Source organism: Kribbella sp. NPDC003505 (assembly GCF_040610875.1).
GTDB lineage: Bacteria > Actinomycetota > Actinomycetes > Propionibacteriales > Kribbellaceae > Kribbella.
Genome location: NZ_JBEXNA010000008.1, coordinates 321,748 through 334,476, shown reverse-complemented (window position 1 = coordinate 334,476; position 12,729 = coordinate 321,748). Strand labels below are relative to the sequence as shown.

Here is a 12,729-nt window from a genome sequence, read left to right as displayed (position 1 = left end):
GATGTTGTTCGCAGGATCGGACAAGGACGGCGTCGCCGAGGGGCGGATCACCGTGGCGTACCGGCGGTGGGCCGAGCCGCGGGTCGTCGAGGGGCGGATCTACCGGACGAACGCCGGGCGGATCGAGATCGACAGCATCCGCCAGGTGAATCCGGACCTGATCGCGGACGGCGATGCCGACCTGGAGCTGGCCGATCGCCAGAACGCACGCGACGTCCGGCGCCGGTTGCGCGGCGACGAGTCGCTGCCGACGTTCCTGATCCGGTTCCATCTCGTCGAAGGGCCGGATCCGCGGGACGAGCTGGCCGCCCAGACATCGCTGTCGGCCGAGGACCTGGCCGACCTGCGGGCGCGGCTGGCCCAGTTCGACGAGCTCAGCCATCACGGGGCCTGGACTCTCGAGACGCTCCGGCTCATCCAGACCCGGCCTGCTGTCCGGGCCGCCGACCTCGCCGCTGCCGTCGGGCGCGAGACGGCGCCGTTCAAGCTCGACGTACGCAAGCTGAAGAACCTTGGGCTGACCTACAGTCTCGAGGTCGGGTACCGGCTCTCGCCCCGTGGCGCCGCGTACCTGGATGCTGAGGGCAACTAGGCCCTAGCGGCGCAGGTTGAGGGTCGCCAGCAGGTCCTCGTGCAGCTCGAACCAGACGCGGTGGCAGGAGTCGACGTCGCTGCGGTCGACCCAGCCACGCTCCAGCGCGTTGGTGAACCGCACGTCGTAGCCTCGGAACCTCGGGAGGACGGCGCTCAGCCGCGCGGCGATCGAGGCCAGGGCGCGGTCGATCATCTTCAGTTCGTGCAACACACCCGCGTCCCACGCCGCATCCGTGTGGTCGTTGGCGGCCAGCGGGTCGGTTGCCGTGGGCCGCAGTTGCCAGTCGGTGCACGCCTGCTGGAGGAGGGCGTTGAGCGGCAGGAACTCCTCGTACAGCTCCTGCACGGCGTCCTCGTTGCCGGTCAGCTCGGCCTTCAGCAGGCGCTCGTTCTCGGCGCGGCCCGCTTCGGTGAGCGACCAGCCCGAGGTGCCTGCGAAGCTGCTGTACGTCGCCCAGCCGCGCGCCTCGGCGTCCCGCAACGTCGGCTCGACATCGCCCTGGTCGAATCGCGCGGCGACGGCGGCCGTGTCCGCGAAGCCCAGGAGACGGACGGCGTGCAGGACCAGGTGCGTCATGACTCCTGCCGCGCGGCCAGCCGGTTGAATCGCTGCTGACAAGCCTGCGGCGAGCTGAACCCCATCGCGTCGGCCATGTCCGCCCAGGTCAGCCCCGAACTCCGGGCCATGAACAGCAGGCCGGCTTCGACCTCGTCGACCTCGGCCCGGGCGGCCGGCAGCAACGCGAGCGCGGCCAGCAGGTCGTCGTCGCTCAGCTCGGCGGCGCGCCAGGCGGCGAACTGGGTGAGATCCACCGCGGACAACGGGATCGGCGCCGGGCGCCACGGGCGTGACGGCAGGTCCTTGGCGCCCTTCTCGAGCAGTTGCTCCCGGGCCTCGCGCTGGCGGTCGGCCTGCTGCTGGTCCGCGTCGTGCTTGCGTCGCATCCGTCCACAGTGGATCATCAACAGAACGTTGTCAACATTATATTGCCAACGTTTCGTTGATAGGAGACCTGGATGCTGGTGCCGCTGGCCGCCGCCACCGTCGACCGTTGCGGCGCCAAAGCCGCCACCCTCGGCACCCTCCTCCGGCAGAACCTCCCGGTCCCGGACGGCATCGTCATCCCGTTCGGTCTGGCGGGTGACTTGGTGCCGCCGGTGGCTGACTGGCTCGCGAGTGTCGGGGATCCGCCGGTCGCGGTGCGGTCGTCGGCTGCGAACGAGGACGGCGCGTTGGCGTCGGCGGCGGGGCAGCACGACAGTTTCCTCGGCGTACAAGGGGTTGCCGCGGTCCTGGACGCCGTACGGGCCTGTCGCGCGTCGGTGTGGTCGACGCGCGCGACGACGTACCGTGTCGGGGCCGAGGCTCCGGCGATGGCGGTCATCGTCCAGCGTCATCTGGATGCGGACGTGGCCGGCGTGATGTTCACGCGGGCTGACGGCTCCACGCTCATCGAGTCCTCGTGGGGACTAGGCCCGAGCGTCGTCGAGGGCCGCGTGACCCCCGACTCTTATCTGGTCGCGGACGGCTCCGTGACCCGCACGATCGCCGACAAGCACACGTCCCTCGACCGCAACGGCTCAGGCCTCGTCGTACGCCGCGTCCCACCCGGCCAGCGCCGTACGCCGACCCTCTCCGACGCGACCGCCTCCCAGTTGGCCGACCTGGGCCACACGGTCACCGCAGTGCTGGGCGCTCCGCAAGACATCGAGTGGGCTCTCGTCGACGGCGTCCCGTGGCTCCTGCAGGCCCGGCCCATCACAGCCGAGCCCCCGACCCCCACCGCCGCACACCCCGCACCCCTGACCGGCATCCCCGGCAGCCACGGCACCGCAACCGGCCCCGCAAGAGTCGTCCGCGGCCCAGCCGACTTCCCCACCGTCCGCCCCGGCGACATCCTCATCTGCCCCCACACCGACCCCGCCTGGACCCCACTCCTGTCCATCGCCGCCGGCGTAGTCACCGAAACCGGCGGCACCCTCTCCCACGCCGCCATAGTCGCCCGCGAGAAGAACATCCCCGCAGTCCTGGCCGTAGAAGCAGCCACCACAACAATCCCGACCGGCACCACAATCACCATCAACGGCACGACCGGCGTCGTCCATCTGAAGGGCTGTGCCAGAGGCGGGAGTTGAACCCGCACGCCCGGGGGCGCCGGCACCTAAAGCCGGTGTGTCTGCCGTTCCACCACTCTGGCTGGGGGAGGGTCGCCTCCCCTAGGTGGACATCCTAGGGGAGGCTGAGAGAGGGGCTGGAATCTGGTCTGTCAGCGGCTTTGGAGGGCGTCGATGAAGACGCTCTTCAGGTCGCCGGGGTTGCGGGCGACGTACGCCGCGCCGCCGGTGGCTCCGGCGAGGGCGCTGAGCTCGTCGGCGTTCGCCTCGGGGCCCATGCCCAGGGCGATGATGCGGACCGGGCGGGCCGGGTCCTGCAGGCTGCGGAGGGCCTGCACGGCCTGGGCGAGGGTCGGGCTGCCGGGGTCGTCGTTCTTGCCGTCGGTGAACAGCAGGACGGTGTTGACCGCGTTCGACTTGTACTCCTGCCGGACCTGCGTGACCGCGGCGATCGCGGTGTCGTAGAGCCCGGTGCCGCCGTTCGGGATCGGGCCCTGGATCTTCAGTTGGGCGGTGATCTTGCCGCGCTGCACCTTCGACAGCGGTGCGATCGGCACCAGCGGCTTGTAGTCGGCGCCGAGCTTGCCGATCTTGGTGGAGAACGTCCACAGGCCGAGCTGGGCGCTGTCCGGGAACAGGTTCAGGCCGCCGATCGCCGCCTCGATCGTGAGCTGCATGCGGGTCTTGCCGCCGACCTTCTCGGCCATCGAGCCGGAGACGTCGATGACGGCCAGCGAGTGCGTGGACAGCGACAGCCGGGTCCAGTTCTGCAGCGTGGTGTTGATCGCCTGGTTGGTCGGCTTGGTCAGCTGGGTCATGTCCCCGACGCCACGGCCGCCGCTCAGCGGGCTGAACGTGGTGTCCCGGAAGCCGGCCTGGTCACGGGCCTGTCCGGCGCTGTCGGTCAGCAACTCGCCGGCCAGCGCCTGCGCGGCCCCGTTCGCCGCGTCGGTGTCGGACTTCGCGGTGACGACGATCGGGTAGTCGAGGTACAGCGTGCCCGTGCTCGGCTGGATCGCGCGCAGTTGGGTGTCCGGGTGCGACTCCTGGTACTTCAGGAAGCTCTGCTCGGTCGCCGGCACGACGGTCTTGCTGCCGTCCTGGTCGGCGCGGCCGAACAGCGCGTTCACGTCGGAGTACGGCTTGGCCATCGACCCGAGGTGCTGCGCGAGCGGTACGACGAGTTGCGACACCTGGCCGTCGGACGCGGACGTCTTCTGCCGCTCCATCTGCACCGCCAGCAGCGTCAGCGCGCCGGGGGAGGAGTTCAGCGGGTCGAGCAGGGCCGGCTCGCTAGCGCCCAGGACGCGCAGCCAGGACGACGTGTCGGCGAAGTTGTCCCGTCGGCCGACGATGACCATCGGCGACGTGGCGATCGAGGCGACCGCGATGTTCGGGACGCTCTGGCCGTCGTCGGCCTGGGCGACCCACAGCGAGGAGTCCGGCACCCACAGGTCGGGCCGGTTGTCGCTGCCGTGCGCGACGTCCCGTGCGACCTGGGCCGACGGCGCCGCGCTGATGGTGACCTGCAGGCACGGGGCACCGTCCTTGCCGCCCTTGGCCGCGACCGCCTTGGCGGCCGCCTCGAGCGGCGCCTGCATCTCGGGCGTGGTGGACAGCTGGATCTGCGTCGGGTCGGCGCAGGCCTTACCGGAACCGAGGAACCCGTCGGCGCCCGATTCGGACCCGAAGGAGCGGACCACGAAGACGGCGCCGAGTGAAAGCACCAGTAGTCCGACCGCGGTGATGTACACCGAGCGACGGTTGTTGTTACTACGCGTCACCGCAGAGGAATGTTTTCCCATCGCGGCAGGTCCCTCCCTCCCAGAGGCTGACTGCGCGCGCAGATTACCCGGTTTCCGCATGTCACGGCGAAGGCCGGCAAAGGTCGTGACACACCCGTCGCTGAACCGGAACCGTCCCCGGAGTACGGCTCTTTCACAGGAACGCTTAAAAAGTCACCCTACGTACCGGCTCCGCTGCGGTGTGCTGAGACTTTCGTGTGACCCAAATCACAGCGGGACTTTGCTCAAACGACCGTTCCATGGACCGTCGTCATGAAACGGTCGAAGGTTTTCCTCCGCCGGACGGTACAACCAGGTGCCTTTTCACACCTCGGATCGGCCCAGTTCACAGGCCCAGGTCGCGGCGGAGCTTGGCGACGTGGCCGGTCGCTTTCACGTTGTACTGCGCGACCGCGATCTTCCCGTCCGGGTCGACGACGAACGTGGACCGGATCACGCCGGTCACCTTCTTGCCGTACATGGTCTTCTCGCCGAACGCGCCGTACGCGGTCAGCACTTCCTTGTCCGGGTCGCTGAGCAGCGGGAACGTCACGCCGTCGCGGTCGCGGAACTTGGCCAGCTTGGCCGGCTTGTCGGGGGAGATGCCGAGGACGGCGTACCCGGCGGCCTGCAGCGAGTCGAGCGAGTCGCGGAAGTCGCAGGCCTGCTTGGTACAGCCCGGCGTCATCGCGGCCGGGTAGAAGTAGACGATCACGTTCTTGCCGCGCAGGCCGGCCAACGCCACGTCGTTGCCGTCGGCATCGGGCAGGGTGAAGTCGGGTGCGGTGTCGCCGACGGACAGACGATCGGACATCAGGACCTCCACGGGTTGGTCTACTGCGCGCAATGTTACGTCCGCGAAGGCTGCCCTCCGCCGCAGGTGCGAGCACCGTCGTGGGTGAGAAGGTCGTTGGCGAGAGCCACCGAGGTGACCGTCGGCATGACCCGGTTAGCCTGAGCCGATGCGGGCCATGACAGTGACGCCGGGCAAAGCCGACTCGGCGGCAGTCGGTGACGTGCCGGAGCCTCCCGTCGCCGACGGATCGATGCTGGTGGAGGGCCTGCTGACCGGCATCTGCGGGACCGACCTCGAGCTGGTGTCCGGAGCGTTCGGCAGCGGTCGCCCCGGTGCGGACCGGCTCGTCATCGGGCACGAGTCGCTCGGACGGGTGCTGGAGGCGCCGGTGGGCTCGGGCTTCGCGAGCGGCGACCTGGTCGCCGGCGTCGTCCGTCGCCCCGACCCGGTGCCCTGTGTCGCGTGTGCTCGCGGCGAGTGGGACTTCTGCCGCAACGGGCAGTACACCGAGCGCGGCATCAAGGAGATGGACGGGTACGGCGCCGAGCGCTGGCGGGTCGACCCGTACTTCGCCGTACCGGTGCCTGCTGAGCTGGGAGAGCTCGGCGTCCTCGTGGAGCCGGCCAGCATCCTCACCAAGGCGTGGGAGCAGGTGGACCAGGTCGGGGCCCGGTCGTGGTTCGCGCCACGGCACGTGCTGGTGACGGGCGCCGGTCCGATCGGGCTGCTGGCCGCGTTGATCGCCCGGCAGCGCGGGTACGACGTACACGTGTTGGACCGGGTCGTGGACGGGCCGAAACCGGAGCTGGTCCGGGCGCTCGGCGGGACGTACATCACCGACCTGGGGCAGCTGGACGCCGTACCGGATGTGGTGATCGAGGCAACAGGCGCCGGGCAGTTGGTGTTCGACTGTGCGTCGCTGCTGCCGCCGGCCGGGGTCATGTGCCTGGCCGGGATCCACCCCGGCCCTGCGACCGTCAGTGTGCAGCTCGACGCACTGGTCCGGCAGTTGGTGGTCCGCAACGCCGCACTGGTCGGCACCGTGAACGCAGGGAAGCGCCACTATGCGGCCGCGGTCGACGCGCTGCTCGCGGCGGACCGGGCCTGGCTGGAGCGGCTGGTCACCCGGAGCGTCCCGCTGTCCGATTGGCCGGCCGCATTGGTGCGGGAACCGGATGACATCAAGGTGGTCGTGGACTTGCTGCGATGACCTGCGAGGATGGTGGGTGACGAAGGGCAGACCGGGCCAGGCCCCGAGCTGCCCCGCCGATGGAAGGGAGCGCCGACTCGTGTCGGACACGAACGCTCGGACCGCCGAGCAGATCGAGGCGGATATCGCCGCCACCCGTGCGCGCCTGGCCTCGACCGTGGACGAGCTGGTCGACCGGGCCAACCCGAAGAACCTGGCCCTGCGCCAGGTCGAGCAGGCCAAGTCGCAGGTCTTCGACGAGCAGGGTCAGTTGCGGACCCAGAAGCTCCTCGCGGTCGTCGGCGCCGTGGCCGGTGTGGTCGGTGTGCTTCTCGTGATCCGTCGCCTGGTGGGTCGCCGGTGACTCCACGCAAGCGGCTCTCCGACGACAAGCTGCCGATCCGGATGCTGCACGACCGCGTCCTGGTCTCCCTCGAGCAGGAGGGCGAGCGCAAGTCGTCGGCGGGCATCCTGATCCCCGCCACCGCGCAGATGGGCCGTCGGCTGGCCTGGGCGAAGGTCGTCGCGATCGGCGCCAACGTGCGCACGGTCGAGGTCGACGACCGGGTGCTGTTCGACCCTGAGGACCGGGCCGAGGTGGAGGTGCGCGGCGACGACTACATCCTGCTGCGCGAGCGGGACCTGCACGCGGTGGCCGCCGGCCGCCTGGAGGACGGCCAGACCGGCCTCTACCTCTGAACTACCTCTGAATTACCTCTGAACTACCTCTAAAGGTATCTCTGGAATCCGAACCGCCCCGGCGTCTTCGCCGCACCCGTGACCAGGTCGCGGACGAAGGCGCCGACCAGCGGCACGAACTTGAATCCCTGCCCGGAGAACCCGGCCGCGACCGTGACCGGCCCGGCGCGGTCGATGACGAAGTCGGACGTCGGCGTGTTGTCGTAGACGCAGCTGATCGCCGTGGACCGTCCCGCGTCGAGCCCCGGGAACCACCCCTCGACGTACCGCCGCAGGGTCGCGTCGCGCTCGGGCTCCGGCTGGAAGTCCCGCGTGTCGGGGTCCACCTCCGGCCCGGTCGCGTGCAGACCGACCTTGACGCCGGAGCCGGGCTCGTAGAGGCCGTAGCTGGTGGGGCCGTGGTGCACGAAGCTCGGCCACTCCAGCTCGTCCGACACGGGCGTGAAGAACCTGGGCTGCTCCTGCGTCACCTTGAACGGCGGCAGCGTCACCAGACCGTCCGCCAGTCGTGGGGTCCACGGCCCGGCCGTCAGTACGACGTGCCGCGCCCGCACCGCCCCGCCCGGGACGTCGAGCTCGACCAGCCCGTCGTACGTCCGCAGCGCCCGCACCGGCGACTGCACACGGAACTCGGCGCCCAACCGAGCAGCGACGGCCTGTAGCGCGTGCACAGTCCGATCGGCGTACAGCCGGCCCGACCCTGGTTGGTACAGCACCGGCGTCTCGAACCGGAATCCCGGCCAGCGCTCCGCAGCCTCTGCCGCGGTCAGCACCGAGCCGGTTGCCGCGTGCAACGAGCGGAAGACGGCGACCGCCGCGTCGCTCATCCCGTGGTCGATCCCGCCGGTCTCTTCGAGCAGGGTCTCGCCCGACTCCGCCTCCAGCTCCCGCCACAGCGGCCGGGCCCGCTCGGTCAGCTCAGCGATCTCCGCGTCGTCCGCAGCCGGCCGGAACAGCCGGGTGGCCCCGTGCGACCCGCCCCGCTCGTGCCCGAGCGTGAACTGCTCCAGGACGACGACCTCTCGTCCCGCCGCGGCCAGTGCGCGCGCAGCGGCCGACCCCATCGCACCGGCACCGACCACCGCCACGTCGTACGTCATCCGGTCACCCCCTGTCCGCACAGATCGTAGTGAAGTGGACAGTCGATCTCACCTGCCGAGCGGGTAGGGGAGAATGGGCGCGTGATCTTCGAGACCTCCAGCCGGTTGCCCGATTTCCCGTGGGACAAGCTCGACCCCTTCAAGCAGAAGGCGGCCGCGCACCCCGACGGCATCGTCGACCTGTCGGTCGGCAGCCCGGTGGACCCGGTGCCGGCGCTGGTGAAGCAGGCGCTGGCCGACGCCGCGGACGCCCCGGCGTACCCGACGACGATCGGTACGTCGGCGGCGCGGCAGGCGGCCGTGGACTGGATGGCGCGACGGCTCGGGGTGACCGGGGTGGACCCGCAGCGCGGCGTCCTGCCCGTGATCGGCACCAAGGAGCTGATCATGATGCTCCCGACGCTGCTCGGCATCGGGGCCGGTGACACCGTCCTGATCCCGGACCTGGCCTACCCGACGTACGAGGCCGGTGCGGCGCTCGCGCGGGCGGCCAGCGTGCCGGTCGCGGACCCGACGACGTACGACGGCCCGGTCCGGATCGCGTACCTGAACTCGCCGCGCAACCCGTCCGGGGAGATCACCTCGCCGGACGACCTGCGGCGTGCGGTCGAGTGGGCGCGGGCGAACGACGTCCTGCTGGTCAGCGACGAGTGCTACACGGAGTTCGGCTGGGACGAGAAGCCGGTGTCCGTGCTGCACCCGGACGTGTCCGGCGGCAGCTTCGACAACCTGCTGGCGGTGCACTCGCTGTCCAAGCGCTCCAACCTCGCCGGGTACCGCGGCGGCTTCGTGGCCGGCGACGAGACGGTCGTGGCCGAGTTGCTCGCCGTCCGCAAGCACGCCGGGTTGATGGTGCCGTCGCCGATCCAGGCCGCGATGGCCGCCGCGTTCGCCGACGACGCCCACGTGGAGGAGCAGCGTGCGCGCTACCTGCGTCGCCGCGCCGTACTGCGGGACGCGCTGACCGACGCGGGCTGGGAGATCACCCTGTCGAACGGCGGGCTGTACCTGTGGGCGTCACACCCGTCGTACGACGCGTACGGCTCCGTCGGTGCGCTGGCGGACCGGGGCATCCTCGTCGCGCCCGGCGTGTTCTACGGGACCGCGGGCGAGCGGCACGTCCGCGTCGCGCTCACCGGAACCGACGAGCGCGTCGACGCCGCCGTGAAGCGACTGCAGGAGTAAAAGAACTTCTCGCCTTCGTGTGACGTCTCCCTGTGTGACTACCTCTTATATGGGTAGGTGTTGTCGAGGGGAGGGTGAGGCGGATGAGGCGCTTCGTTGGGGTGGCGGTAGCGGTTGTACTGAGTCTCGGGTCCGTCGGTGTGGCCCATGCGGACGAGACTCCCTCGCCGAGTGTGACTCCGTCGGCGACACCAGCTGAAACGCCGACGCCGACCCCGACTCCCACGCCGACACCCACGCCGACACCCACGCCGACACCCACGCAGTCGGCTGCGGTGACCCCGGCGGCGGCCTGGTCGATCACGCTGGACCAGCCGGCGGCCTCGTGGGAGGACAAGCCGACGGTCTTCACCGGCAAGATCAGCCAGCCGATCACCGGGTCGTACATCACGCTGTGGCAGCGCGTCCCGGGTGCCTGGGTGCTGCGCGCGTCGACCCGGACCACGACCGGCGGCGTCTACCGGTTCAGCTACGTCTCGGCGTACACGGGGACGTGGGCGTTCCGCACGATGATCGGCGTCAAGGCGGAGACGGCCCTCGCGATCTCGGACTACCGGACGGTGCCGATCCAGGACCGGAAGATCCTGATCAACACCCCGGCCTCCTGGTACGCAACGCTGACCGGCGTCTCGGTCACCGGCCGGATGGTGCCGGCCGAACCGGGCAAGGAACTCGCGCTACAGGAGTACCTCGGCAGCGGCCGCTGGGCACTGCTGAACATCGCGAAGATGGATGCGGCCGGCAACTTCCGGCTGAGAGTCCCCGACGACCTGCCCAAGACCCGCACGGTCCGCGTCGTCACGCGGTACGTCACGCAGCCCGCGATGGAGTACTCCGGCCTGGCGACGATCGTGATCAAGGCGGCCCTGAACCCGAAGGTGTACGCCGTGTCCGCCGCGATGGTGCCCTACACCTATCGCAGCGGGTGCCCGGTGCGGCCCTCGTCGCTGCGGCTGCTGCAGCTGAACTACTGGGGCTTCGACGGCCGCGTGCACCGGGGTGAGCTGATCCTGCGGGACGCCGCGGTGGCGAAGATGATCACCGTGTGGACCTCGACGTTCACGTCCAAGTTCCCGATCCGGCAGATGCGCCGGGTGGACGTGTTCGGCGGCAGCGACATCAAGTCGATGGCGGCCGACAACACGTCGGCGTTCAACTGCCGCCGCGTCACGGGCGACCCGTACTCGTTGTCGCCGCACTCGTACGGCTGGGCGATCGACATCAACACCGTCGAGAACCCGTACCTGGCCGCGAACGGCGTCTGGTACCCGTCGAACGGGCTGACGTACCGCAACCGGTCCGTGGTGCGCCCGGGCATGCTGTTCTCCAGCAGCGTCGCCACGAAGGCCCTGATCGGACAGGGGTACTTCTGGGGTGCCGGCTGGGCCAAGCCCGACTACCAGCACTTCCAGCCGAAGTGAAGGCCGTTGTAGTCGCCGGTGTCCTGGCCGCGGTCCTGGTCGGTTGCAGCTCCAAGTCGGCTGCTGAACAACCAGCACCGAGTTCGACGCCGACGCCGGTGATCCCCAGCACGGTCAGCGGGACGGTGCCGGTGCCGCCGACCACACTGCCCAGCAGCAACCCGACTGACGCCGCCGTCCCACCCGAGGTACCGGAGCAGGCGACCGCGCCGCCTCCGGCGAGCGCCGGCCCGCTGACCGCCCACAACCTCCCGGCCCCGGACAAGCTGGGCACAGGGTGGAAGACGTACACGGACCCCGGTGGCGCAGAGGCGGGCTTCATCGGCAACAACACGTGGACTCGCCGCCGCGACCCACACCAGGCGTCGTACGAGGCCCTGCCCTCCGGTTGCGCCGGCCAGCCGGTCAAGGGATCCCTCCCGATCCCGCAGTACGCACTGACCGGCAACTACCGTACCGCCGACGCCTTACCTGCCACGGCTCTCCTGCTCCGCTTCGGCACCTCAGAGGCGGCCACTGCGTACTACCGCGGCTACGAGACCCGTATGAAGGCCTGCGGCACCGGTGGCGATCTGAGCGTCAAGCAGCTCTGGGACTCCGCCACAGCTGCGACCGCTGTTCGCACGTACGCCGGAGCGGAGTCCTACGTCGACGTGTCGGTCGTGAAGGGTTCGACAGTCGCCCTGCTCGCGACGACCTCCACACAACCGGACAAACAGGCCGACTGGGCACACGCCGTCGTACCGGCCCTGGAGGCCGTCATCGACTAGCGTCGACTACTGCCTGGGCGAACTCGCGCGGCGCCTCCTGCGGCACGTTGTGCCCGACGTCGAACGTCCGGTGCTCGTACCGGCCGATGAAGTGGTCCCGGTACGACGAGCCGTTGCCGGCCGGCGTGAACGGGTCGTATCGCCCGTCGATCGTGATCGTGGGAACGCCGATCTTGGGAGCCTTCTGCAGTTGGACCTCCAGCTCGGCGTACTCCGGCTCGGCGGGGGCCAGGCTCTGCCGCCACCGGTAATTACCGATCACGATGGTCTCCCAGTCCGGGTTGTCGAAGGCGGCCGCGGTCCGGGCGTACGTCTCCGGGCTGTACTTCCAGGTCGGCGAGTTGAACTTCCAGATGAAGTCGCCGAGCTCCCGCTTGTACTGGTGCAGCCCTTTCACGCCGCGCTCGGTGGCGAAGTAGTACTGGTACCACCAGGCGTTCTCGGCCGCGGGCGGCAGCGGGTTCAAGTTCGCCTCGAGGTTGGTGATCAGGTACCCGGTGACCGAGACCAGCGCCTTCACCCGCTCCGGCCAGAGCGCCGCGATGATGTCCGCCGTGCGTGAGCCCCAGTCGTAGCCGGCCAGCACAGCGCACTGGATGCCGAGTGCGTCCATCAGCGCGACGATGTCGAGCGCGAACGCGGCCTGGTCGACGTTGCGGGGCGTGCCGGCCGAGCGGAACGTCGTACTTCCGTGGCCGCGCAGGTAGGGGACGACGACGCGGTAGCCGCGGCGGGCGAGCAGCGGGGCGACCTGTTCGAAGCTGTGGATGTCGTACGGGAACCCGTGCAGCAGAAGCACCGGGGCGCCGTGCGCCGGGCCGAGTTCGACGTAGCCGACGTCGAGGACACCGGCGTCGATCTGCTTGACCGGGCCGAAGGGCAGCTTGGGGGTCGCGGCTGCGCCGCCGGTCACGAGCGGGACGACACCGGCCGCGAGCGCGGCGGCGCCGGTGGTCCGGAGGAGGGTGCGGCGGCTGACGTTCATGGAGACCTCTCTGGTCGGGTCTGGTCGGGTCTGGTCGGTTCGCCCTCAGATTCGCCCGGGCCGGGCACCGCTCGAACCCGTGAGATCCACT

The 12,729-nt window shown here is 70.0% G+C and carries 14 protein-coding genes and 1 tRNA gene; 8 read left to right on the top strand and 7 right to left on the bottom strand.

Going from position 1 to position 12,729, the window contains the following annotated elements:
• Position 1 precedes the first annotated feature (1 nt).
• Positions 2–592: a hypothetical protein gene (locus tag ABZX12_RS27835; RefSeq protein WP_355697795.1), complete on the top strand. Its 591-nt coding sequence runs from the start codon at positions 2–4 to the stop codon at positions 590–592.
• Positions 593–595: 3 nt separating this feature from the next.
• Here the strand turns inward: ABZX12_RS27835 and ABZX12_RS27830 are convergent, their stop codons facing one another.
• Together ABZX12_RS27830 and ABZX12_RS27825 are read right to left on the bottom strand one after the other, a co-directional pair.
• Positions 596–1,171, bottom strand: a complete 576-nt coding sequence (locus ABZX12_RS27830) for a transcriptional regulator (RefSeq protein WP_355697794.1) — start codon at positions 1,169–1,171, stop codon at positions 596–598.
• Complete coding sequence (locus tag ABZX12_RS27825; RefSeq protein ID WP_355697792.1) at positions 1,168–1,539, bottom strand: hypothetical protein; 372 nt, start codon at positions 1,537–1,539, stop codon at positions 1,168–1,170. Before ABZX12_RS27825 ends, ABZX12_RS27830 begins: the two co-directional genes overlap by 4 nt.
• A 72-nt stretch (positions 1,540–1,611) precedes the next feature.
• Between ABZX12_RS27825 and ABZX12_RS27820 the strand changes: the two genes are divergently transcribed.
• A complete protein-coding gene (locus tag ABZX12_RS27820) occupies positions 1,612–2,730 on the top strand; it encodes a PEP/pyruvate-binding domain-containing protein (protein ID WP_355697790.1) in 1,119 nt (372 codons plus the stop codon).
• Here ABZX12_RS27820 and ABZX12_RS27815 read toward each other — a convergent pair.
• From ABZX12_RS27815 to bcp, 3 genes are all read right to left on the bottom strand, one after another.
• Positions 2,712–2,792, bottom strand: a tRNA-Leu gene (locus ABZX12_RS27815). The genes ABZX12_RS27820 and ABZX12_RS27815 overlap by 19 nt on opposite strands.
• Positions 2,793–2,861: 69 nt before the next feature.
• Entirely contained in the window at positions 2,862–4,493 is a 1,632-nt protein-coding gene (locus ABZX12_RS27810; protein ID WP_355697788.1) for a substrate-binding domain-containing protein, read from the bottom strand.
• Between the two features lie 346 nt (positions 4,494–4,839).
• Positions 4,840–5,307: a thioredoxin-dependent thiol peroxidase gene (gene bcp, locus ABZX12_RS27805; protein WP_355472747.1), complete on the bottom strand. Its 468-nt coding sequence runs from the start codon at positions 5,305–5,307 to the stop codon at positions 4,840–4,842.
• A 148-nt stretch (positions 5,308–5,455) separates the two neighbouring features.
• Here bcp and ABZX12_RS27800 point away from each other — a divergent pair, with 148 nt between their 5' ends.
• The 3 genes from ABZX12_RS27800 to ABZX12_RS27790 all read left to right on the top strand — a co-directional run bounded on the left by ABZX12_RS27800 (position 5,456) and on the right by ABZX12_RS27790 (position 7,177).
• On the top strand, positions 5,456–6,499 hold the full coding sequence (locus tag ABZX12_RS27800; protein WP_355697787.1) for a glucose 1-dehydrogenase: 1,044 nt from the start codon (positions 5,456–5,458) through the stop codon (positions 6,497–6,499).
• Positions 6,500–6,578: 79 nt separating this feature from the next.
• The gene (locus ABZX12_RS27795; RefSeq protein WP_355697785.1) at positions 6,579–6,842 is read left to right on the top strand and encodes a DUF3618 domain-containing protein; all 264 of its coding nucleotides are present in this window, start codon (positions 6,579–6,581) and stop codon (positions 6,840–6,842) included.
• 41 nt (positions 6,843–6,883) lie between these two features.
• A complete protein-coding gene (locus tag ABZX12_RS27790; protein WP_131362142.1) occupies positions 6,884–7,177 on the top strand; it encodes a co-chaperone GroES in 294 nt (97 codons plus the stop codon).
• 29 nt (positions 7,178–7,206) lie between these two features.
• Here the strand turns inward: ABZX12_RS27790 and ABZX12_RS27785 are convergent, their stop codons facing one another.
• Complete coding sequence (locus tag ABZX12_RS27785) at positions 7,207–8,277, bottom strand: FAD-dependent oxidoreductase (protein WP_355697783.1); 1,071 nt, start codon at positions 8,275–8,277, stop codon at positions 7,207–7,209.
• An 84-nt stretch (positions 8,278–8,361) separates the two neighbouring features.
• Here ABZX12_RS27785 and dapC point away from each other — a divergent pair, with 84 nt between their 5' ends.
• The 3 genes from dapC to ABZX12_RS27770 all read left to right on the top strand — a co-directional run bounded on the left by dapC (position 8,362) and on the right by ABZX12_RS27770 (position 11,653).
• Positions 8,362–9,462 carry a succinyldiaminopimelate transaminase gene (gene dapC / locus ABZX12_RS27780; protein WP_355697860.1) on the top strand — a complete coding sequence of 367 codons (1,101 nt, stop codon included), beginning with the start codon at positions 8,362–8,364 and terminating at the stop codon, positions 9,460–9,462.
• A 275-nt stretch (positions 9,463–9,737) separates the two neighbouring features.
• Positions 9,738–10,883 (top strand): M15 family metallopeptidase, encoded by a 1,146-nt coding sequence (locus ABZX12_RS27775; protein ID WP_355697781.1) that lies wholly within the window; start codon positions 9,738–9,740, stop codon positions 10,881–10,883.
• Positions 10,880–11,653 (top strand): hypothetical protein, encoded by a 774-nt coding sequence (locus ABZX12_RS27770; protein WP_355697780.1) that lies wholly within the window; start codon positions 10,880–10,882, stop codon positions 11,651–11,653. The genes ABZX12_RS27775 and ABZX12_RS27770 overlap by 4 nt, the downstream gene beginning before the upstream one ends.
• On the opposite strand, the gene ABZX12_RS27765 is transcribed toward ABZX12_RS27770, so the two are convergent.
• On the bottom strand, positions 11,643–12,638 hold the full coding sequence (locus tag ABZX12_RS27765) for an alpha/beta hydrolase (protein ID WP_355697778.1): 996 nt from the start codon (positions 12,636–12,638) through the stop codon (positions 11,643–11,645). The two genes, ABZX12_RS27770 and ABZX12_RS27765, sit on opposite strands and share 11 nt — an antisense overlap.
• Between the last annotated feature and the right edge of the window lie 91 nt (positions 12,639–12,729).

What these genes read in the sequence shown, in the direction of transcription:
- bcp (WP_355472747.1), bottom strand. Translation starts at nt 5,307, where the DNA reads ATGTCCGATCGTCTGTCCGTCGGCGACACCGCACCCGACTTCACCCTG.
- ABZX12_RS27830 (WP_355697794.1), bottom strand. Translation starts at nt 1,171, where the DNA reads ATGACGCACCTGGTCCTGCACGCCGTCCGTCTCCTGGGCTTCGCGGAC.
- ABZX12_RS27765 (WP_355697778.1), bottom strand. Translation starts at nt 12,638, where the DNA reads ATGAACGTCAGCCGCCGCACCCTCCTCCGGACCACCGGCGCCGCCGCG.
- ABZX12_RS27825 (WP_355697792.1), bottom strand. Translation starts at nt 1,539, where the DNA reads ATGCGACGCAAGCACGACGCGGACCAGCAGCAGGCCGACCGCCAGCGC.
- ABZX12_RS27800 (WP_355697787.1), top strand. Translation starts at nt 5,456, where the DNA reads ATGCGGGCCATGACAGTGACGCCGGGCAAAGCCGACTCGGCGGCAGTC.
- ABZX12_RS27835 (WP_355697795.1), top strand. Translation starts at nt 2, where the DNA reads ATGTTGTTCGCAGGATCGGACAAGGACGGCGTCGCCGAGGGGCGGATC.
- ABZX12_RS27820 (WP_355697790.1), top strand. Translation starts at nt 1,612, where the DNA reads ATGCTGGTGCCGCTGGCCGCCGCCACCGTCGACCGTTGCGGCGCCAAA.
- ABZX12_RS27790 (WP_131362142.1), top strand. Translation starts at nt 6,884, where the DNA reads ATGCTGCACGACCGCGTCCTGGTCTCCCTCGAGCAGGAGGGCGAGCGC.
- ABZX12_RS27785 (WP_355697783.1), bottom strand. Translation starts at nt 8,277, where the DNA reads ATGACGTACGACGTGGCGGTGGTCGGTGCCGGTGCGATGGGGTCGGCC.